A 20343-nucleotide genomic window follows, 5' to 3' on the forward strand; every position below is an offset into this window, starting at 1 on the left:
AGAAAGGCGGACGCCGGGGCGCTGGTCATGACTCGTGGATAGATCTCGGCGTCTCTCGGTCGTGCTCGTGCTCGGCTTCCTGAGCGCCCTCGGGCCGCTGACCATCGACATGTACCTGCCCTCGCTGCCGACGATCACCGAGGACCTGCACGCGAGCGCCGCGTCGGTGCAGCTCACGCTGACCGGCACGCTGTTCGGGCTGGCCATCGGGCAGCTGCTGGTGGGTCCGCTCTCGGACGCGTTCGGGCGACGGCTGCCGCTGCTCGCGGGCATCGGGGTGCACGTGCTGGCGTCGGTGCTGTGCATCGTGGCGCCCAACCTCGCGGTGCTCGGCACGCTGCGGGTGCTGCAGGGGCTGGGCGCGGCGGCGGCCTCGGTGGTGGCGCTGGCGATCGTGCGGGATCTCTACTCGGGGCTGGCCGCCGCGCGGCTGCTCTCCCGGCTGATGCTGGTCGTGGGCGTCGCGCCGATCCTCGCGCCCACCATCGGCGGCCTGGTGCTGCGCTGGTCGTCGTGGCACGGGGTGTTCGTGGTGCTCACGCTGGTCGGGGCCGCGATCATGACGGCCACCGCGCTGCTGCTGCCCGAGACCCTGCCGGCCGGAGCGCGCCGGAAGCAGAACGCGATTCGCGGCTACGGGCGGCTGTTCACCGACCGGGCGTACGTCGGGCTGATCCTGGTGGCCGGTCTGGCGATGGCGGCTCTCTTCGCGTACGTGAGTGGATCGAGCTTTGTCTTCCAGGACCAGTTCGGCATGAGCGAGCAGCAGTTCGCCTTCGTCTTCGCCGGCGGGGCCGTCGGCCTGATCGGGGCCACCCAGCTCAACGTGCGGCTGCTGCGCCGATGGACGCCGCAGCAGATCCTCGGCGGGGCGCTGACCGCCGGCGTCGGTGGTGGCCTGGTGCTGTTGCTGCTGGCCGCCACGGGCATCGGCGGGCTGGCCGGGATTCTGGTGCCGCTCTGGTTCGTGCTGGCGACGGTCGGGCTGGCCATGCCGAACGCGCCGGCGCTGGCGCTCTCCCGGCACGGCGAGGCGGCCGGCACCGCGGCGGCCCTGCTCGGCGCCGTGCAGTTCGGGGTGGGCGCGCTGGCCGCGCCACTGGTCGGGATGCTCGGCGTGGGCGCCTCGGCGATGGCGATCGTCGTCTTCGGCGGCATGGTCGCGGCCTCGCTGGTCTTCTGGCTGGTCGTGCGCCCGGGCCGCCTGCCGGTCGAAATGGCGGAGGAGATCGAGCCCACTCTGGCCCCGGCGCACTGAAACCACCAGACTGCCTCCATGCACGATCGTTCTCGCCGGTGGGCGTGGCTCGGTGTCCTGGTCGTCGGGCTGATCCTCTATGTCGTGGTGTTGCGGACGCTGGTCCACACCCAGAACCCCAACTTCGTGCCGTCGCTCATTCTGCTCGGCGCGACCGTGGTGCCGCTGTCGTTCCTCACGTTCGCCCAGGCCCGCACCGGCCGCTGGCAGGTGCCGGCCTCGGCGCTCGCGATCGCCGCGTTCTTCGGCGGCGTGATCGGCATCGTGGTGGCCGGCACGCTCGAGTACAACACCCTGCGCGGGCTGGGCATGCTGCCGATGGTGTTCGTCGCGATCATCGAGGAGTCGGCGAAGCTGATCGTCCCGGTCGCGCTGCTCTTCACGATCATGGCGCGGCACGAGCGGCGGCTGCCGTCGGATGGCCTGATCATCGGGGTGGCGTCGGGCATGGGCTTCGCGGCGCTCGAGACCATGGGGTACGCGTTCACGGCGCTGCTCAGCTCGAACGGCAACATCGGCGCGGTCGAGCAGACGCTGTTCATCCGCGGGCTGTCGTCGCCGGCCGGGCACACCGCCTGGACCGGGCTCACCGCGGGCGCGTTGTGGGCGCTGCTGGCGGCGCCGACCGGCAAGCGCACGCTCATCTTCATCGGCACGTTCGCCGGGGCGGTCGCGCTGCACGCGGCCTGGGACACCTTCAACAATCTCTGGGCGTACGTCATCCTGGGCGTCATCAGCATCGGCTGGCTCTTCTTCGAGCTCTCCCGCTACCGCACGTTCAGCGAGCACGCCGTGAAGCTCGGACCCCTTACAGTCTGAGCCCATGCGAAGTCCCACCCAGCGTGAACTGTCCGAGAAGGACATTGCCGAGGTCGTGTCCGAGGGCCTGGCCGCCGGTATCGCCGGCGCCCACGAGCTGAGCGGCGGCACGTTCGCCGCGGTCTGGTCGGCCGAGCTCGACGACGGGCGCCGGGTGGTGGTCAAGGTCGGTCCGCCGCCGGCGGCGCGCATGCTCCGGTACGAGGCGGGCCTGATCCCGGCCGAGGCCCAGTATTTCGCGATGACCGCCGGCCGCGCGCCCGTGCCCGAGGTGCTCGCGGTCTCGGATGACGAAAGGCGGCCGTGGATCATCACGTCGCTGCTGCCCGGCCGGCCCCTCACCGAGGCCGACTCGCCCCGGGCCCGCGAGCAGCTTGGCGCCGCCATGGCCCGGGTGCACGAGATCACCGGGCCGCACTACGGCTACACCGGCCCACGCGCCTCCGGCTCGGACTGGCCCACCGCGTTCGGCGCGATCATCCGGGCGCTGCGGACCGACGCCGCCGAGTGGAACGTGCCGCTGCCGCCGCTCGACGGCGTGGTCGAGCGCCACCACGACGTCCTGGCCGCGGTCACCCGGCCGGCGCTGCTGCATTTCGACCTGTGGGACGGCAACGTGCTGGCCGGGCCGGACGGGGAGCTCACGGGGCTGGTCGACGGCGAGCGCTACCTCTACGGCGACCCGCTGCTCGACTTCGTCTCCCCCGCGCTGCTGCGCCGCATCGAGGACCTGCCCGACCACCCGTTCGTGGCCGGCTACCGGCCGGACCCGTTCGACGATGCCGCCCGGATCCGGCTCGCGCTGTACCGCGTCCACCTCTACGTGCTGATGATCGCCGAGGGGCCGAGCCGGGGAATCGCGATCGCCGACGGCCGCCACGACCACCTGACCGGGCTACTGACGCAGGAACTCGCCGACCTGCCGTAGCAGCCGCTCCTCGGCCTCGGGCGGCAGCGGGTCCTCGCCCGGCTGGTGGTTCGCGTGCAGGTCGGCGATCGTCTCGGTGATCGGCCGGTTGACCAGGCCGGCCCGCCACGCGCGGCGGCCGTCGACCTCGTTGGCGGCCGTCCACTCCGGATCGGCGATCCACATCGGGACGCCCATCCACGGGTCGACGCCGGCCGCGAGCAGCGCCTCGTCCGGCGCCCAGACCAGCTCGGCGGGCGGAAGGCCGGCCGGCCCGCCGGCGGCGGTCCGGGCGGCCTCGAGCACCTCGGCCATCGGCGTCTCCGGGCCGACCGTGTTGAACACGCCGGTGGCCTCGGCCTCGACCATCCAGGCGCCGAGATCCCGGACGTCGATGAACTGCACCGGCGCGGCCGGATCGCCGGGCGCGAGCACCCGTCCGCCGCGGGCGAACCGCCGCGGCCAATAGGCCAGCCGCTCGGTCGGGTCGTGCGGGCCGGTGATCATGCCGGGCCGGGCGATCAGGGCGCGGTCGCCGAACGCGTCGAGGACGACCCGCTCGCAGGCCGCCTTCCGGCCGCCGTACGAGTCGTCGGCGAGCATCGGCGCGCCCTCGACCGGCGGGACGGACTGGTCGGCGTACACGGAACAGCTGGAGACGAAGGCGTAGCGCCCCACGCGGTCGCGCAACGCCTCGGCCGACAGGCGCACCACGTCGGGGTGGTAGCCGGCGCAGTCGACGACCCGGTCGAAGTCGCGGCCGTCGAGCGCGGACAGGTCCGTCTCGCGGTCGCCGACGACGGTCTCGGCCTGAGGGTAGAGGCCGGGGTTGGTCCGGCCGCGGTTGAACAGGGTGACGTCATGACCGGCGCTCAGGGCCGCGTCGACGACGGCCCGTCCCACGAATCGGGTGCCGCCGAGGACCAGGATGTGCATGATCGGCGAGCCTAGCGGCTGTGCGCGACCTGAGCTGCCCTCAGACCGGGCACAGCCACCCCCGTCGATGCTTCCGGTCATGTGGACGATGCGGAACTGGCCGGTGTGGTCGGCCTGGGCGGCGGCCGGATGGTCGCTCGGCTACGGCGCGCTCGGCGTGTACTGGACGGCCGGGGGCGGCGGGTTCCCGTTCGCGCCGATCGAGGACACGTACCGGTCGGGCTCGATCCTGGAGGGCAGCGGCGCCGCCGTAGTGGCGCCGATCATGGCCGCGGCCGGGCTGGCCGGCGCGATGGTCGCGGTCCTGATGGCCCGGCGGCGGGCACACGTCGCGCTCGTCGTCGTCGGCTGGCTGATGGCCGCCGCCCTGACGCTGATCATTCCCGACTACACGATGCTCGCCCTGATCGCGTTCGCCCCGCTGCTGCTGGTCTTCGCGTTCACCGGCGTGCCCGGACCGCAGGACGGCATCGGCGACATCCTCTACTGGCATCGCACGAACCTGATCGTCATCTTCGTCGGCGGCCTGATCTGGGCCGTCGCCACGCTGGCCTACCAGCGGCGGCTGCGCGGGGCGTGCGAGCACTGCGGCCGCCGGCCGGGCACGAGCGAGCTCTCGCGCGACCAGCTGCTGCGGTGGGGACGGTGGGCGGTTGCCGTCGCGGTGCTGGCGCCGCTGCCGTACGAGATCACCCGTGTCTCCTGGTTTCTCGGCGTCCCCCTCGGGATCGACCGGGAGTTCCTGCGCATGATGCAGCAGACGCCCGGCATGCTCGAGGTCGGTCTCGGCTGCGCGGTCGCCTCGACGATCGGCGGGGTGCTCACCCACGGCCTGGTGCGCCGCTGGGGCGAGGTCTATCCGCGGTGGATCTGGTTCCTGGCCGGCAAGCGGGTGCCGCCGGCGCTCGCGATCGTGCCGGCGTCGATCGTCGCCGTCACGGTCATCCCGGCCGGCCTGATGATCCTGTGGACGATGGACGTGCGGGACGGCTGGGCGCTCTACGTGCCGAGCCTGCTCTGGCTGGCCTGGGGCGCCGGCCTCGGCGCCGCGACCGTCGCCTACCACCTGCGCCGGCGGCCGGTCTGCCGCTACTGCGTGGTGCGCGCCGCCCCCGACCTCACCGCCATGGCCAGGAAGTAGTCGTCCGCGTCCTCGTAGCGGGCCAGCCTCCAGCCCGCGGCCGTGAGCAGCGGGCCCAGGTTCGCCTCGTTCAGCGGCTCGTCGGGGCGCAGCGTGCGGCCGTGCCGGGCGGCCAGCGCGACCCGGCCCGACGGGTGGAAGATCATGAGCCGGCCGCCGGGGCGGGTGACGCGGGCCAGCTCGACCAGGCCGGCGGCGGGGTCGGGCAGGTGCTGCACGAGGCCGGCCGCGAAGACCAGGCCGGCCGCCGCGTCCGGCAGCGGCAGGCGGCGGGCGTCGGCGAGCACGAGCGAGGCGCAGCCGTCGCGGCCCGCGTCCCGGGCCGCCTGCAGCATCGCCGGCGTGAGGTCGAGCCCGACCACGCGGCCGGTGGGACCGACGGCGGCGGCCAGCGCGGGCAGGGCCCGGCCGGTGCCGCAACCGACGTCGATGGCGAGGTCGCCGGGGCGGGGCTCGGCCGTCTCGACCGCCTTCGCGTACGCCGGCAGGTCGTCCCCGAACTTCGCGTCCCAGCCCGCCGCCCGCGCCCCGAAGAAGGCCCGGCTCTCGGCCAGATACCACCGCTCGGGGTCGGCCAGTCGCGGGTGAACATGCCGGATGACCGGCCACTCCGGATCGTGGTGGTCGATCACCACCTGCGCCCGGCGCTCGCCGTCGCCGTTGGACCGCCGCCCGCGCGGGTCCGAGCGCAGGTAGACGATGACCCGGTCGGCGGCCGGCTCGAGCACGTTCAGCGCCGAGTCGGACCGGCCGCCGGCCGGGCCGCTGAGGCCGAGCACGGCGTCGACCGTCCAGGCCCGGGCCGATGGCGGGAACGCCGCCGCGAGCCGGGCCGCGAAGGACGCGGCGGCACCGTGGTCGCCCCCGTCGACGATGACGGTGAGCGGCGCGCGGGGAGCTAATACCTCGGCGAGGAACGCGGTGACCTCGCTGATCCGTTCCGGCACGCCGTCCAGCATGCCGCCGCGCAGGTGAACTCTGCAACGGTTCCGCATCTGCGAGTCCCCCGCGCTGTAATGCCTCGCATCTGCGGCCCTAGAGTGATCCCGTGACGACCTACCGCATCGGGGAGGCGGCCGAACTGCTCGGCGTCAGCGTGGACACCGTGCGGCGCTGGGTCGATTCCGGACGGCTCGCGGCCGGCCGGGACGAGCACGGGCATCGCAGCATCGCCGGCGCCGACCTGGCCGCGTTCGCCCGCTCGATGGCCGACGATCCCGACCCGGGCACGCGTCGTTCGTCGGCGCGCAACCGCCTGCCCGGCATCGTCACCGCCATCGCCCGTGACTCGGTGATGGCGCAGGTCGACATCCAGGCCGGCCCGTTCCGGGTGGTCTCGCTCATGAGCCGGGAAGCGGTCGACGAGCTCGGGCTGGAGGTCGGTTCGACGGCGGTCGCCGTGATCAAGTCGACCACGGTGGTCGTGGAACGAGGAGACGACAGATGAAGAAGATATTGGCCGCGGTCGCGATGGTCGCCCTCCTGGCGGGCTGCGGCGACAAGGCGGACGACACCCCCACCACGTCCACGGCGTCCAGCGCGTCCGGCGTCACCGGCAACCTCACGGTGCTGGCCGCGGCGTCGCTGACCGAGACCTTCAACCAGATCGGCAAGGACTTCGAGACCGCCAACCCCGGAGTCAAGGTCACTTTCTCGTACGGCGGAAGCTCCGGCCTGGCTCAGCAGATCACCTCGGGCGCCCCGGCCGACGTGTTCGCGGCCGCCAGCCCGGCGACCATGAAGACGGTGACCGACGCCGGCGACGCCACCGGCACGCCGGCCGTTTTCGTCAGGAACCAGCTCGTCATCGCCGTGCCCAAGGGCAACCCGAAGGGCGTCAAGGGCCTGTCCGACCTGACCAAGCCCGACATCAAGGTGGCGCTCTGCGCCGAGCAGGTGCCGTGCGGCGCGGCGGCCAAGAAGGCCCTCGACGCGGCCGGCGTGAAGATCACCCCGGTGACCCAGGAGCAGGACGTCAAGGCGGCCCTCTCCAAGGTCAAGCTGGGCGAGGTGGACGCGGCCCTGGTCTACCGCACCGACGCCAAGTCGGCCGCGTCCGACGTCGAGGGCATCGAGTTCCCGGAGTCGGCCGGCGCGATCAACGACTACCCGATCGTGGCGCTCAAGAGCGCTCCGAACGCCGCGGCCGCGACCGCGTTCGTGTCCTTCGTGCAGACCGAGCCCGAGCTCAAGGTTCTCACCGACGCAGGGTTCCAGAAGCCCTGAGCAAGCACCGCCCGAAGGTTCCGCCGGCCCTGGCGATCCCCGCGATCGCCGGGCTGGCGTTCCTCGTTCTCCCCCTTCTCGGGCTGCTCGTGCGGGCGCCCTGGTCGACGCTGCCGTCCCGCCTGAGCGAGCCCGGCATTCTCGCGGCGCTGCGCCTCTCGCTGCTGACCGCCACCCTCGCCACCGCCGTCTGCCTGGTGCTCGGCGTGCCGCTGGCCTGGCTGCTGGCCCGGGTCGAGTTTTCCGGCCGGCGCCTGGTGCGCGCGCTGGTGACCGTGCCGCTGGTGCTGCCGCCGGTGGTCGGCGGCGTCGCCCTGCTGCTGGTCTTCGGCCGGCGCGGCCTGGTCGGCGGCTGGCTCGACTCGACGTTCGGCGTGACGCTGCCGTTCACCACGGCCGGCGTCGTGGTGGCCGAGGCGTTCGTGGCGATGCCGTTCCTGGTGATCAGCGTGGAGGGTGCGCTGCGCGGCGCCGACGCCCGCTACGAGGAGGCGGCGGCCACGCTCGGCGCGACCCGCTGGACGGCCTTCCGCCGGGTGACGCTGCCGCTGATCGCGCCCGGGGTGGCGGCCGGCGCGGTGCTCTGCTGGGCGCGGGCGCTCGGCGAGTTCGGCGCGACGATCACGTTCGCCGGCAACTTCCCCGGGCGTACCCAAACCATGCCCTTGGCCGTTTATCTCGCCCTCGAACAGGACGTCGACGCCGCCATCGTGCTGAGCCTGCTGCTGCTCGTCGTCTCGGTCGGCATTCTGGCGGCCTTGCGGGACAAGTGGGTCGCCGCATGATGCTCGACGCTCGTATTGTCGTCCGGCGGCCCGATTTCACGCTCGATCTGGCGCTCGCGGTCGAGGCCGGCGAGGTGGTCGCGCTGCTCGGGCCGAACGGCGCCGGGAAGACCACGGCGCTGCGCGGGCTGGCCGGGCTCACCGGGCTCGACGACGGGCACGTCACGCTCGACGGGGCCCGCCTCGACCGGGAACCGCCCGAGCGCCGCCGGATCGGCGTGGTCTTCCAGGACTACCTGCTGTTCCCGCACCTCTCGGCCCTCGACAACGTGGCGTTCGGTCCCCGCTGCCGGCGCGTGCCGCGCCGGGAGGCCCGCGATCGGGCCCGGGAGTGGCTGGTGCGGGTGGGGCTGGCCGAGCACGTACGCAAGAAGCCCCGTCAGTTGTCGGGCGGGCAGGCGCAGCGCGTCGCCCTCGCCCGCGCGCTCGCCGCCGAGCCCAAGCTGCTGCTGCTGGACGAGCCGCTGGCCGCGCTCGACGCCCGCACCCGGCTCGACACCCGGGCCCAGCTGCGCGGGCACCTCTCCTCGTTCCCGGGCGCGACCGTGCTGGTCACGCACGACCCGCTGGACGCGCTGATGCTCGCCGACCGGCTGATCATCGTGGAGGACGGCCGGATCGTGCAGACCGGGGACGCCGCCACGATCACCGCGCAGCCGCGCACCGACTACGTGGCCCGGCTGGTCGGGCTGAACCTCTACCGCGGCCGGGCGGACGGCAACAACGTGCACCTGCCGGACGGGTTCACGATCGTCACCTCCGTACGGCAGGAAGGTGATGTGTTCGTCGCTTTTCCGCCCGCCGCCGTGTCGCTCTTCGCCGACCGTCCGGACGGCAGTCCCCGCAACACCTGGCCGGCCACGGTGACCGCGATGGCCCGGCACGGCGACGCGCTGCGGATCGAGCTGGCCGGGCCCCTCGCGGTCGCGGCCGACGTGACGCCGGCCGCCGCGGTGCAGCTCGAACTGGCGCCCGGCCGTGAGGTGTGGGCCACGGTAAAGGCCACGGAGGCCACGTCCTACCCCGCCTGAAGTTAGGTTGGCGGGATGGAGGCACTCGAGCTGACCGACTATCGCGCCGCCGTCGCCCGCATGTATCTCGACTCTTCCGATCTCGGGGAGTTCCGGGCCCAGCGCGACAAGTTGTTCGCCACCCACCCGCAGTCGCCGATTCCCGCTTCGTCCCGCTCCTCGTTCACCGGGCTGCGGTATTTCGACTTCCGGCCGGACGCGGTCGTCGAGGCGGTCTTGACCCCGGCCGATGGGGAGATCGACATCGACACCGGCGGTCCCGACGGGGTCGTGCACTACAAGCGGGTCGGCATTCTCGAGACTCCGTTCGGTCCCCTGTCGCTCTGGTGGATCTCGGCGTACGGCGGCGGCTTGTTCCTGCCGGTTCGGGACGGCACGTGCGGGGTCACTACTTACGGCGGCGGGCGCTACCTGACCGACACCGTGAAGGGGACGCACGGGCGCGGGCTCGAGGTGCTCTCCGGCGAACGGGTGCGGCTCGACTTCAACTACCTCTACAACCCCTCCTGCGCGTACGACGACGCGTGGCTCTGCCCCTTGGCGCCGCCCGAGAACCGGGTGTCGGCGCCGATCGAGGCGGGCGAGCTCACGTACCACGTCGTTTAACCGAGGCGTCGTTTTTCCAGCCCTTCCAGCAGCAGATCGAGGGCGAACGCGAACTCGCCGTCGTCGTCGCAACCGCCGAGCGCGCCCTCGTGGGTGACGGCGGTGGCGAGCTCGACGATGTGCGGCATCGTCCCGGCCCAGGCGGCGACCGCCTCCGGTGGCGGTGACGTCTCCGGGTCGTCGTCGAACAGGTCCTGGCTGAAGCCGAGGATGCGGCTGCCCAGCAGGTGCAGCGCGTGGTGGCCGAGGTCGACCGGGCAGCCGCCGGCGCGCATGATCGCGAGCACCCGTTCCAGGTGCATCATCACGGCCGGGGTCGGCGTGTCCCGGCCCTCGATCACCCGGGCCGCCCACGGGTGGCGCAGCATGGCCGACCGGGCCGCCATGATCAGGCTTCGCAGCCGTTCGGTCCAGGGGCCCTCGCTCTGCGGGACCTCGATCCCGGCGACCACGGCGTCGGCCATCGCGGCGAGCAGGGCGTCCTTGTCCCGTACGTGGTAATAGATCGACATCGGGTCGACCCGGAGCTCCTGCGCCAGCCGTCGCATGCTCAGGCCGGCCAGTCCGTCGCGATCGGCCAGCTCGACCGCCGTGGCGACGATCCCCTCCCGGCTCAGCCGCTTCTCGCGGGTCGGGCTCTCTGCTTTGGCACGTCTGGGCACTCCCGGATCCTACGCCGTAGGGTTTACTCTACGGCGTAGGTCTACAGCGTAGGTTTGTCAAGGAGGCCGTCATGTCCCGCCCATTCCTGTCTCGCCCATTCCTGTCTCGCCCATTCCTGTCTCGCCCATTCCTGCCGCCGAGGTGGTTCGTCCGCGGCGCCTGGCGCACCCACCGGGCCCTGCTCCGCGTCACCCGCGACCGGGTCGGCCTGCGGCCCCCCGCGCCCGGCCGCTGCGGCATGCTGCGGCTCACCACCACCGGTCGCCATTCCGGCGAGCGCCGAGCCGTGGTGCTCTGCTACATCGAGGACGGCGACCGCCTGGTCACCCTGGCCATGAACGGCTGGGACCGGGCCGACCCGGCGTGGTGGCTCAACCTCCAGGCCGACGCGTCCGCGACCGTCGACATCGCCGGCCGGGGCTCGCACCCGGTGACCGCCGCCCGCGCGACCGGCGACGACCGCGACCGGTTGTGGGAGGCCCTGCACGGCTACGAGGGATACGGCGATCTCGACGCGTTCTCCGCCCGCCGCGGCCGGGAGACGGCGGTGGTCGTGCTCAACCCCGCTCTTGTCGCTCCGACCACGACTGCGTCCCCGCGAGGTTGACCGCTCCCCCGGCGCGAACGGCGCGGTAGGCGGCCCGGGCCAGGGGCTCGCCCCACTCCGACCGCGGGCCGCCGTAGGGCGCCGGTGGGCCGCCGGGCGGGCACAGCACGCAGACCGCGTCGGTGGCGGTGCCGGTGGCGGCCAGGCCGAGGTCGCGGATGGCCTGGGTCTTCGCCTCGGTGATGGTGGCGACGGCGTTGACCAGGGCGCCGTCGCTCAGCCGGCGCGGGATCCAGGCGACGACGTTGACCGTGCTGACCCGGTTCGGTGTCGTCGTCTCGGTCGGGGCGGCGGCCTGGATGGGAGCACCCAGGCCGACCGTCGCCCACAGGCGGACGCCGCCCTCGGTCTCGGTGACCACGTCGGCCACGTCGACGCCCGTCATCAGGCCGACGCCGGGGCCGGTGAGGCCCAGGTCGCGGGCGAGGCCGGCCAGGTGGTGGGCGGGGTCGTCACGGTCGTACGACATCGGGACGCTCGCGTTGACCACCCACCGGCACGCGCCGAGGCCGCCGCCGAGGGTGGCCGACGAGATCGCCCGGGCCGGGCCGTCCAGGCGCCAGACCAGCAGCGGGATGTCGTGGCCGTCCTCGGCGCGGTGGGTCAGGGTGGGTTCGGCGATCACCCGACCGACTCTAGGACCTGCGGACGGCCCGGATGACCGACCACAGGCCGGCCCGCTTCCTCGGCGTACCGGTCTTCGCGCCGGGCCGCGGCTGCGGGATCTGGGCCGGGTCGCGGGCGGGCTGGTCGACCCGGATCTCGGGGCGCACCCGGGCGTCGATGGCGGCCACCGATCGCGGGCCCCGCGCGGTCAGGGTCGGCTCGACCCGGATCACGATGCCGTCGGCGCCGATGACCTGGCGGGCGCCGTCCGGCCAGGCGCGCACCAGCACGCAGTCGTCGAACCGCACGGTCGCGGTGGTGCCGCCGGCGAACGCGCTGATCCCGTCGGCGCCGACCACCAGCCGCTCGACCGGGTCCGTCAGCGACGCGTACGTCGTGCCGATCACCGCCGACGCCGACTCGTGGGGCGCGACCGCGAGCCCGGCCCACTCGGCGTCGCACGGGGTCATGAGCAGTCCCGCCGACCAGGCCCGGGCCGCGACCTCGGCCACCTCGGCCACGATCACCGCCCGCGACTCCGCGACGACGTCCTCGACGTCCCGCACATCTCGGCCGCCGAGCAGGGCGAACGCCTGCACCGCCAGCCGCCCGCCGGTCTCCTCCCGGCGCCGCAAGATCTCCACCCGCTGATTGATCACCGCGGTCACGTCGGCCTCGTCGATCCGCCCCGCCCGCAGCGTGGCGAGGAGGTCGACGAACGCGCCGAGCACCGCGCCCTGCTTCTCGGGCAGCGCGTCGGCGACCGCGGTGATCACCACCCGGTCGCCGGCGATCGGCCGGAAGTCGGTCTTGATCGTGTACGAGAGGCCGGCCTCCTGGCGCAGCTCGCGGAACATGACCCGCTCGAGCAGACCGCAGAAGACGGCGGCGGTCGTGGAACGCGGCACGACCGTGTCCCACGCGATCACGCCGGGCGCGCCGGGGAAGAACGCGGGCGTGACCGGCAGCGCCGAGGACGGCTCGGGCGCCGGGCGGCGCTCGCCGTGCGGGAGGTCGAGCCGCAGGTCGGCGGGGATCGCGTCGCCGGCCACCCACAGCACCGCGTTCTCCGCGGTGAAGTACCGGGCCACCCACGCGCGCAGCTCGTCCTCGGTGATCGCGGGCAGGCCCCACTCGGGATAGCCGACCGTGCCGTAGTCCCGGGCGCCGTGCCGCCACAGCGCGAGCGGCTCGGCCACGCCCGGGTTCCGGCTGTTGGCCTCGGCCTGCAGCAGGTCCTTCTCCACTGCGAGCCGCCGCATCGGCAGGTCCCGCAGCGCGGCGCACACCCCGTTGAGGAAGGCGACGACGTCCTTCTCGGCGCCCTGCATGTGGAAGTAGGTGAACTCGACCCCGGTCGCGCCGTTGTAGTGGTAGTCGGCGATCCCCACCTGATGCAGCGCCAGGTGCTCGACCAGGTGGGTGATGCCCCGGCGGGCCAGCGGCTCGTCCGCGAAGCCGACCCGGAAGGCCAGCCCCGCGTGGGTGGGTCCGGTGGTCGGCGCCAGCAGCACCGGCACGCCGTCGACCTCCCGCCGTTCGATCATCGCCCGCCTCCCCCGGTCCCCAGCGCCCAGGCCCGGCGCGCCCGGATCGTCGCGGCCGCGTCGTGGTGCAGGTACGTCCAGGGCAGCTCGGTGCCGAGGTCGCCGAGCATCCGGAACATGGCCGCCGCCTTCTCCCGCTCCCGCAGCAGGCAGAACGCCAGCGCGAACCCGCTCACCACGTACACCCAGCCGTAGTCGCGCCCGAACTCCGGATGCAGCACCGACCGCGCTGCGGCCTCGTCGATCTCACCCCGGACGGTCCGCAGATAGGACGTGCCGCCGTCGCCCAGCTCCAGCCAGCGTTCGAGATGCCCACCCACGACGTGGTACGCGTCGAGCGCCCCCGGGCCGGCGGCCAGCATCACCTCGCGGGCCCAGGCGTGCACCCGATCCCAGGTGCCGCCCCACTTCGGGCAGATCTGCTGGAGATACTGCACCTGACCGGGCAGGTGGTGCGGATCGAGGGCGGCCAGTTTCCCGTACCGGCGCCCGCTCTCGGCCTGCCCCAGCTCCAGGCCGCGCCCCGAGCCGAGCCGGGCCACCCACAAGGCCGGGTCCTCCGGCCGCCGGGCGACACCGTCGAGCAGAACGATCTCGGCCCGGCGCAGCCATTCGTGAAAGGCCGCGACCTGCTGCCGCGACACATGCCGGGCGCGGTCGCCGGTCCGCGCGGTCCACCCCCGGTTGTTCAGATGCATGCCCAGCATGGCAACGGCGGCGGTGTCCTCGGGATCGCCCGCGACCACCTCCCGGAGGAAGCCCTCGAGCCCGTCCCCGTCCCCATCGGCGCCGAAGCGCAGCAGCGTCGATCGCCCGGTTGGCCCGGCCGCGTCCACGACCTCCCGCACGGCGGGCCAGTCCCGCACCGCGAGCGCCGCGCGCACCTTGGTCACGGCGGGGTAGGCGTCCGCCGCATCCAGCAGCACACGGTCCGACATGGCCAGCAAGCATAAATGAAGAAGATCATTCCAGGCGTCCCCCATGCCGCCACGTTGCGCGCGGCTCCGCTCGGGCGCCGCGCTCTCTCGGGCGCCGCGCGCTCTCGGGCGCCGCGCGCTCTCGGGCGCCGCGCTCTCTCGGGCGCCGCGCTCTCTCGGGCGCCGCGCTCTCGGCCGCCGCCCTCTCGGGCGCCGTGCTCCCGGGCACCGCACTCGTGGGCACCGCGCTCGTGGGCACCGCGCTCGTGGGCACCGCGCTCGTGGGCACCGCGCTCACAGGCCCGGCGTGAGCGGGCACCCCGCTCTCGGGGACCGCACGATCGGACGCTCGCGCATTCGGCACCGCACTTCGGGCACCGCACCTCGGCACCGCGTCTCAGGCGCGTATCGGTAAGCAGAGCGATTTCAGCTCTGCTTACACCGACGCGCGGGCCCGCTCGGCCGAGGCGCACGTATCGGTAAGCAGAGCTGCAGGTCCACGCCCCACCACGCGCGTATCAGTAAGCAGAGCTGCAGATCGACGCCCCGGCACGCGCGTATCGGTAAGCAGAGCGATTTCAGCTCTGCTCACACCAGCGCGCGGGCCCGCTCGGCCGAGGCGCACGTATCGGTAAGCAGAGCTGCAGGTCCACGCCCCACCACGCGCGTATCGGTAAGCAGAGCCGCAGGTCCACGCCCCACCACGCGCGTATTGGTGAGCAGAGCAAAGGGCTACGCGGCGGACTCCCGGCGGCGGGCCGGACGCAGGGCGGCGGCCAAAGCGGTGAGAGCGAGCACGATCCCGGCGGCAAGGAACGCCGGGGACGGGCCCACGCGATCGGCAAGGACGCCGGCCACGGCGGCGCCCAGGGCGCTTCCGGCGTTGGCCGCCACGTTGATCCAGGTGCCGGCCTCGGTGCCGTGGCCGGGTGGGGTCAGGTCGTCGGCGGCCAGGTAGGCGACGACGTACAGCGGCGCCACGGCCAGGCCTCCGATGCCCATCACTACGCCCAGCACGACCAGGCCGGGGGCGGCGGAGGCGGCCAGCAAACCGGCGGACAAGAGCGCCAGCAGGGCGGCGAAATGGGTCGAACGCGGGCGGGTGTGGTGGCGGCGGGACCACAGCAGGCCGCCGAGGATGCTGCCGGTGGCTACGGCGGCCTCGAGCAGGCCGGCCGCGCCGGGGTGGCCGTGTGACTGGGCCACGGCGGCCATTGCGGTGTAGGCGGCGCTGATTCCGGCGCCTACCGCCAGCAGGATCGCCAGGACGCTTCGCAAGCCGGGCGATCGGAGCGGGCCGATCCCGAACGGGCTCGGGGAAGACGACGAGGGCGGGGGCGGGGGCGGGGGCGAAGGCGGGGGCGAGGGCGAGGGCGGGGCGGCGGCGACCATTCCCACGGTGCCGAGCAGGAGCAGGGCCGCGGTGGCCAGGAGGGACCAGCGGGCGGGGGCCACGGCGATGCCGAGGCCGGCCAGGAGGGGGCCGGTCAGGTAGAGGGTCTCCTCGGCGATAGTGTCCAGCGCGTACGCCCGCTGCTTGAGCTCGGTGCCCTCGGTCAGGGTGCGCCACGTCGAACGCATGGCGGGGCCCAACGGCGGTGCGGCCAGGCCGGCCAGGGCCACGAACGGGACCGGCCACGGGGTGAGGGCGGCCAGCGACAGGAGAGTGGCGCAGCCGAGGGCCAGCCACGGCAGGATCCGGCGCTGGCCGTGGGTGTCGGCCAGGCGGGACTTCAGGGGCAGGGTGATCGAGGCCAGGCCGAAGGCGGCCAGGGCCAGGCCGGCCTGGGCGTACGAGCCGGTGGTCTGCTGGACGGTGAAGAGGGTGGCCAGCGGCAGGAGACCGTACGCGAGCCGGCCGCCGAGTGCGGGTACGAAGGCGCGCAGCGCTGACGGCAGCCGGAGGACGGCACGGTAACTCCCCGCCGATGCGGGGGCGGGCACGCTACTGCCACTCGGGCGCCAGCACGGCCCAGATCTCCGAGTCGTGGTGGACGCCGTTCCAGAAGAAATTCTCGCGCAGCGTGGCCTCGTGCCGCAGGCCCAGGCGGCGGGCCACGGCCGAGCTCGCCCGGTTGTCGGGGCGGCAGTGCCACTCGACGCGGTGCATGCCGCGCTCGCGGAAGGCCCAGTCGATCAGGTGGCGGGCGGCCTTGGTGATCAGGCCACGGCCGGTGCCGGCCGGCTCGAGCCAGCAGCCGACCTCGGCGACGCCGAAGGACGTGTCGAACGAGACGAACATGGTGCCGCCGACGAGGGTGCCGTCGAGCCAGATGCCGTAGAGCCGGCCGGTGTCGCGGGCCTGCATGTCGGCGTACCGCTGAAGGGTCGCCCGGGCACCGATCAGATCCGCGCTGCGGCTCGCCCACGGGATCCAGGGATCGACGGTTTCGCGCGCGCGATCCATGTGGGCCAGGAACTCCGCGGCGTGCCAGGGCTCGAGCGGTCGCAGTTCGGCGCCGCCCCCGAGATCGACGATGAACACCCGGGAAGCCTACGTCCGGCGTGCAGGCAGACTTCGCCGAGCGTCCACCCATTGACCACGATCACCGCAAAAGATTCACTCAGATCTATCGGTACGCGACGTGGGAGCGGGCATGATCTTCAGGGGAATCGCGGTCGGGGCACTAGTGGCGGGGCTGCTGGCGACGCCGGCGCAGGCGGCGCCGAGCCGGGCCGAGCTGGCGCTGCGCTGGGCGCCGATCCACTACCAGGACGTCGACGCGACCGGCAGCCACGCGCTGGCCGGCAAGTCCGACTTCATCACTCGGTACGACTACGACGGCAACCTGGCCGGTAAGGACAACTGGGACCACGCCGGGCAGAGCACCGCGGCCGCCGCCTACTACTCGGTGACCGAGACCAGCTCGCACTGGTTCATCACGTACTTCTACTTCCACCCCCGCGACTGGATCGACCACCCGTTCTTCGAGACCGAGCACGAGAACGACGGGGAAGGGCTCACCGAGATCATCGAGAAGGACGGTTCGGCGTACGGGATCCTCCGCGCCGCCGTCACCGTCGCTCACAGTGACTTCTACTCCTACGCGCCGGCCAGCAGCACCTGGGCCGACGGGAAGGAGACGATCGACGGGACCCTGCAGCTCAAGGGCTCGACGCACGACTCGTTCCAGCACCCGGTGACGGCCCAGGAGGCGAAAGGTCACGGGCTCAAGGCGTGGCCGCAGTACGACATCGTCGGCGACGGCATCGTCTACTACCCGTCGCTGACCGCCTCGGAGTCGCCGAGCGGCGCCGACGACCGGGACGTGCAGTACCAGCTGATCGACATCTTCGCGGACGGCGGGATGTGGGCGCAGCGCAACAACGCGAACCTGTTCGCCTCGCTCGGCACGTTCGCCGGAAACACCTCGGGCGACTGTGGCCAGGGCACCTGGCAGTGCACCACGAACTCGGCGAACGCGCCGTGGGGCTGGGACGACGGCAACGACGGGCCGGCCCGCGGCGAGATCGCGACCGACCCGGCGAAGCTCGCGGCCGGCTACTTCACGGTGCCGGGCACGCTGTCGCGCACGTACACCTACAACCCCTACGCCGGCTCGGCGGCCGCCCTCAAGAAGGCGGCCGACACGCTCCCGCGGACGATCGACTAAAAGAGATCAATGCGCTTCCCCGTCGGGACTGAACGCTGTGAGGAAGCGGTCACGGAACTCGTTCATGGGCCACACCGGCGCGTCCGGCGCCGGTGTGAGCCCGTTCGTCCAGCCCCAGCTCGCGACCCGGTCGAGCACCTTCGGGTCCTTGGCGACGATCGAGATCGGCACGTCCTTGCTCGCGTTCTGCCCGACCACGACCGAGGCCGGCTGGTGGTCGCCGAGGAAGACCATCACCAGGTTGTCGTTCCCGTACTTCTGCACGTACGAGATGAGCGTGTCCACCGAGTAGGCGATCGACGTGGCGTACGCCTCCTTGACCCGGTGCCCGTCCTTCCAGATGGTGCCCGCGCCCTCGGCCGACTTGATGATCGGCCCGTAGACCGAGCCGTCGCCGAGCTCGTCCCAGTCGAGCGTCTTGGGCAGTGGCGCCCACGGGGTGTGGCTCGACGTGAGGGTGACCTCGGCCAGCAGCGGGCCGCGGCCGGCCTTGCCGTACTCGAACTTGTCGAGCTGCCGCATCGCGTACTGGTCGGGCATCGTCGACCAGCTCAGCATCGGCCCGTGGTAGTCGAGCGAATGCACGTCGTAGACCTGGTCGTAGCCGTAGAACTGCCCCTCGGGCCAGGCATAGGTCACGCCCGGCTCGATCCCCACCGTACGGAAACCGGCTCGTTTGAAGGCCCGGGTGAGCGTGAGCCGATCGGTGTTGACGAGGCTGCGATAACGCTGTTGGTTGTCGATCCAGAGCCCGGACAGGAACGTCGAGTGGGCCAGCCAGCTGCCGCCGCCCGCGGTCGACGAGGTGAGGAAGCCGGTGCGGGCCGCGAAGCCCTTCGACGTCAGCTTGGCGTCGTCGGCCTTGAGCTGGGCCAGCACCGAGCCGTTGAACTCCGGGTTCTCCACCGCGTCCCGGCCGTAGCTCTCCACGAACCCGATGATCACGTCCTTGCCCCGCAGCGCCGTGAGCAGCTGGTTGTCGGGCAGGTTGCGGAACGCGTCGATCTGGACCTCGCGCTCGAAGTTCTTCCGGTCGGCGATGTCCTGCGGCACCTTGAGCGCGGTGTCGCGGGCCAGCTCGGCCGCGGCCTGGGCGGCCACCGGGACGCCGCCGACGATCTGCACCCCGAAGATCGTGAGCACGATCCAGGCCGAGGCGAAGGCGAAGGCGGCGTGCCGCGTCGGCCGGGCATGCTCGGCGAGCACGCGACTGACCCGGCGTACGGCCAAGGTCAGTGCGGTGAGCAGGGCCGCGACCAGGGCGATCGCCGCCACCGCCACCCCGAACGCGCCGGGCTTGCCGATCGAGTCCTCGAGGAAGTGGTAGCCGTCACTGAACAGCACCCAGTCGAGCACCGGGTCGAACTCGCGGGCCAGCACGTAGAAGAAGCCGATGTCGACGATCTTCACGACCGTGAGCACGCCGAGCGTGAAGCCGAGGAACGTCGCGAGCCACCGACGCGGACGCTCGGGCAGCGCGAGCAGCACGGCGACCGCGACGATGGCCTCGATCGGGATGCGGACGAGGGCGTTCAGCCAGAAGTTCCCCGGTGGCAGCCGCGTGATCTGGTCGGGGAGGACCAGCGCCAGGAAGACGATGAGCGCGGCGAGACTGGTGACCACCGCGCCACCGACATGGCGCAGATGGTGCTTGATCTGGGACAACTCGGGATTCCTTACCGCCGTTCAGGACCTGCCTCCAGGTACACGGCGTTTCCGCGGCTTCGGTTCAAGCCGGGCTCGTGGTCACCACCACCTTGCCACGGGTCGCGCCGGAGTTGAGATAACGAATCGCTTCCGGCGCCTGCTCGAGCGGGAACGTGCGATCGATCACCGGGCGCAGCCGCTGACGGACGAAAGGCCCCATCCCGTACGCGCGGAAGGTGCGCTCGAATCCGCCGAGGAACCGCCCCTTCCCGCCCTCGCCGCCGACGATGACCAGCGTGCCGGCCGGCGTGAGCAGCTCGCGGAGCACGCGCAGCGACCGGTTGCCGGCGGTGTCCACGATCAGGTCGTACCGGCCGGTGACCTCGGTGCCGGCCCCGAGCGAGCGCACGAAATCGAGCTTGGCCGGCCGGGCGACGCCGGTGACGTCGGCGCCGAAGCCGCGGGCGAGCTGCACGGCCATGTGCCCGATGCCGCCGGCCGCGCCGAAGACCAGCACCCGCTGCCCGTTCTCGACCCGGCCCTGGTCGCGCAGCCCCTGAAGCGCGGTCATCCCCGAGACCGGAATCGCGCCGGCCTCCTCGAAGCTCACCGTCGCCGGCTTGACCACGACGTCGTCGAGGGACACCCGGAAGATCCGGGCGATCTGAAAGGCCGTCTCCAGCGAGGGCGAGTACCGCCCCTGCTCGATGGCGATGACCGTCTGCCGGGTCATGCCGAGACGCCGGGCCAAATCGGCCTGGGTCATGCCGTCGGCGGCCTGTCGCAGCTCCCGGATCGAGTTCGTGATCCGGGTCGGCTTCACCACGCGTGCCGGCCGGGCAGGCCGTACCGGTAGGCGCAGACCCGGGCCACCGAGCCGAACGCCGCGGAGAGGATGAACCCTAGGTAGAGCACGTTGGCGATCCAGAAGTAGCCAGCCTCGGCCAGCGCCAGGATCAGCGCCGTGACGCCGGCGAGCACCAGGAACGCCTGCCCGACGTGCTCGCCGAAGACGGCGATCTCCCGGTCACGC

Annotated in this window: 22 protein-coding genes; 11 read left to right on the forward strand and 11 right to left on the reverse strand. The window is 72.7% G+C overall.

What is annotated here, in order from left to right:
• The first annotated feature begins 34 nt into the window (after nt 1-34).
• From ACZ6TB_RS44050 to ACZ6TB_RS44060, 3 genes are read left to right on the forward strand one after another with little or no spacing between them, the layout of a single operon-like run.
• Nucleotides 35-1258, forward strand: coding sequence for a multidrug effflux MFS transporter (locus ACZ6TB_RS44050; protein WP_465566308.1), 1224 nt, complete (start codon nt 35-37; stop codon nt 1256-1258).
• 18 nt (nt 1259-1276) lie between these two features.
• Nucleotides 1277-2077, forward strand: a complete 801-nt coding sequence (locus ACZ6TB_RS44055; RefSeq protein WP_465566310.1) for a PrsW family intramembrane metalloprotease — start codon at nt 1277-1279, stop codon at nt 2075-2077.
• Nucleotides 2078-2081: 4 nt separating this feature from the next.
• On the forward strand, nt 2082-3005 hold the full coding sequence (locus tag ACZ6TB_RS44060; protein ID WP_465566313.1) for a phosphotransferase: 924 nt from the start codon (nt 2082-2084) through the stop codon (nt 3003-3005).
• Here ACZ6TB_RS44060 and ACZ6TB_RS44065 read toward each other — a convergent pair.
• Nucleotides 2973-3920: an NAD-dependent epimerase/dehydratase family protein gene (locus tag ACZ6TB_RS44065; protein ID WP_465566316.1), complete on the reverse strand. Its 948-nt coding sequence runs from the start codon at nt 3918-3920 to the stop codon at nt 2973-2975. The two genes, ACZ6TB_RS44060 and ACZ6TB_RS44065, sit on opposite strands and share 33 nt — an antisense overlap.
• Nucleotides 3921-3999: 79 nt before the next feature.
• Here ACZ6TB_RS44065 and ACZ6TB_RS44070 point away from each other — a divergent pair, with 79 nt between their 5' ends.
• A complete protein-coding gene (locus tag ACZ6TB_RS44070) occupies nt 4000-5061 on the forward strand; it encodes an NYN domain-containing protein (protein WP_465566319.1) in 1062 nt (353 codons plus the stop codon).
• On the opposite strand, the gene ACZ6TB_RS44075 is transcribed toward ACZ6TB_RS44070, so the two are convergent.
• Nucleotides 5010-6056: a class I SAM-dependent methyltransferase gene (locus ACZ6TB_RS44075; protein ID WP_465566321.1), complete on the reverse strand. Its 1047-nt coding sequence runs from the start codon at nt 6054-6056 to the stop codon at nt 5010-5012. The two genes, ACZ6TB_RS44070 and ACZ6TB_RS44075, sit on opposite strands and share 52 nt — an antisense overlap.
• A 53-nt stretch (nt 6057-6109) precedes the next feature.
• Here ACZ6TB_RS44075 and ACZ6TB_RS44080 point away from each other — a divergent pair, with 53 nt between their 5' ends.
• Genes ACZ6TB_RS44080 through ACZ6TB_RS44100 form a run of 5 tightly spaced genes read left to right on the forward strand, consistent with a single transcriptional unit; the run spans nt 6110 to nt 9709 of the window.
• The gene (locus ACZ6TB_RS44080; protein WP_465566324.1) at nt 6110-6508 is read left to right on the forward strand and encodes a TOBE domain-containing protein; all 399 of its coding nucleotides are present in this window, start codon (nt 6110-6112) and stop codon (nt 6506-6508) included.
• Entirely contained in the window at nt 6505-7287 is a 783-nt protein-coding gene (gene modA, locus ACZ6TB_RS44085) for a molybdate ABC transporter substrate-binding protein (RefSeq protein WP_465566327.1), read from the forward strand. Before ACZ6TB_RS44080 ends, modA begins: the two co-directional genes overlap by 4 nt.
• Nucleotides 7284-8072, forward strand: a complete 789-nt coding sequence (locus tag ACZ6TB_RS44090; RefSeq protein WP_465566372.1) for an ABC transporter permease — start codon at nt 7284-7286, stop codon at nt 8070-8072. Before modA ends, ACZ6TB_RS44090 begins: the two co-directional genes overlap by 4 nt.
• Nucleotides 8069-9103: an ABC transporter ATP-binding protein gene (locus tag ACZ6TB_RS44095; RefSeq protein ID WP_465566329.1), complete on the forward strand. Its 1035-nt coding sequence runs from the start codon at nt 8069-8071 to the stop codon at nt 9101-9103. The genes ACZ6TB_RS44090 and ACZ6TB_RS44095 overlap by 4 nt, the downstream gene beginning before the upstream one ends.
• Nucleotides 9104-9118: 15 nt before the next feature.
• The gene (locus ACZ6TB_RS44100; protein WP_465566331.1) at nt 9119-9709 is read left to right on the forward strand and encodes a DUF1684 domain-containing protein; all 591 of its coding nucleotides are present in this window, start codon (nt 9119-9121) and stop codon (nt 9707-9709) included.
• On the opposite strand, the gene ACZ6TB_RS44105 is transcribed toward ACZ6TB_RS44100, so the two are convergent.
• Nucleotides 9706-10371, reverse strand: a complete 666-nt coding sequence (locus ACZ6TB_RS44105; protein WP_465566333.1) for a TetR/AcrR family transcriptional regulator — start codon at nt 10369-10371, stop codon at nt 9706-9708. The genes ACZ6TB_RS44100 and ACZ6TB_RS44105 overlap by 4 nt on opposite strands.
• Nucleotides 10372-10442: 71 nt before the next feature.
• Here ACZ6TB_RS44105 and ACZ6TB_RS44110 point away from each other — a divergent pair, with 71 nt between their 5' ends.
• The gene (locus ACZ6TB_RS44110; protein ID WP_465566336.1) at nt 10443-10979 is read left to right on the forward strand and encodes a nitroreductase/quinone reductase family protein; all 537 of its coding nucleotides are present in this window, start codon (nt 10443-10445) and stop codon (nt 10977-10979) included.
• Here the strand turns inward: ACZ6TB_RS44110 and ACZ6TB_RS44115 are convergent.
• From ACZ6TB_RS44115 to ACZ6TB_RS44135, 5 genes are all read right to left on the reverse strand, one after another.
• Nucleotides 10930-11604: an adenosylcobinamide amidohydrolase gene (locus ACZ6TB_RS44115; protein WP_465566339.1), complete on the reverse strand. Its 675-nt coding sequence runs from the start codon at nt 11602-11604 to the stop codon at nt 10930-10932. The two genes, ACZ6TB_RS44110 and ACZ6TB_RS44115, sit on opposite strands and share 50 nt — an antisense overlap.
• Nucleotides 11605-11614: 10 nt before the next feature.
• Nucleotides 11615-13132: a M16 family metallopeptidase gene (locus tag ACZ6TB_RS44120; RefSeq protein WP_465566341.1), complete on the reverse strand. Its 1518-nt coding sequence runs from the start codon at nt 13130-13132 to the stop codon at nt 11615-11617.
• Nucleotides 13129-14070, reverse strand: a complete 942-nt coding sequence (locus ACZ6TB_RS44125) for a hypothetical protein (RefSeq protein ID WP_465566344.1) — start codon at nt 14068-14070, stop codon at nt 13129-13131. The genes ACZ6TB_RS44120 and ACZ6TB_RS44125 overlap by 4 nt, the downstream gene beginning before the upstream one ends.
• A 711-nt stretch (nt 14071-14781) precedes the next feature.
• The gene (locus tag ACZ6TB_RS44130; RefSeq protein ID WP_465566346.1) at nt 14782-15993 is read right to left on the reverse strand and encodes an MFS transporter; all 1212 of its coding nucleotides are present in this window, start codon (nt 15991-15993) and stop codon (nt 14782-14784) included.
• A 1-nt stretch (nt 15994) separates the two neighbouring features.
• Nucleotides 15995-16534, reverse strand: a complete 540-nt coding sequence (locus ACZ6TB_RS44135) for a GNAT family N-acetyltransferase (RefSeq protein ID WP_465566348.1) — start codon at nt 16532-16534, stop codon at nt 15995-15997.
• A gap of 112 nt (nt 16535-16646) precedes the next feature.
• Between ACZ6TB_RS44135 and ACZ6TB_RS44140 the strand changes: the two genes are divergently transcribed.
• Nucleotides 16647-17663: a hypothetical protein gene (locus ACZ6TB_RS44140; RefSeq protein ID WP_465566351.1), complete on the forward strand. Its 1017-nt coding sequence runs from the start codon at nt 16647-16649 to the stop codon at nt 17661-17663.
• A 6-nt stretch (nt 17664-17669) separates the two neighbouring features.
• On the opposite strand, the gene ACZ6TB_RS44145 is transcribed toward ACZ6TB_RS44140, so the two are convergent.
• The 3 genes from ACZ6TB_RS44145 to ACZ6TB_RS44155 form a co-directional block, all read right to left on the reverse strand.
• Nucleotides 17670-19328, reverse strand: a complete 1659-nt coding sequence (locus ACZ6TB_RS44145) for a sulfatase-like hydrolase/transferase (RefSeq protein ID WP_465566354.1) — start codon at nt 19326-19328, stop codon at nt 17670-17672.
• 64 nt (nt 19329-19392) lie between these two features.
• Nucleotides 19393-20136: a helix-turn-helix domain-containing protein gene (locus ACZ6TB_RS44150; protein WP_465566357.1), complete on the reverse strand. Its 744-nt coding sequence runs from the start codon at nt 20134-20136 to the stop codon at nt 19393-19395.
• Entirely contained in the window at nt 20130-20291 is a 162-nt protein-coding gene (locus ACZ6TB_RS44155) for a hypothetical protein (RefSeq protein ID WP_465566358.1), read from the reverse strand. The genes ACZ6TB_RS44150 and ACZ6TB_RS44155 overlap by 7 nt, the downstream gene beginning before the upstream one ends.
• Nucleotides 20292-20343 lie beyond the last annotated feature (52 nt).

This window comes from Actinoplanes sp. NPDC051537, assembly GCF_055586105.1.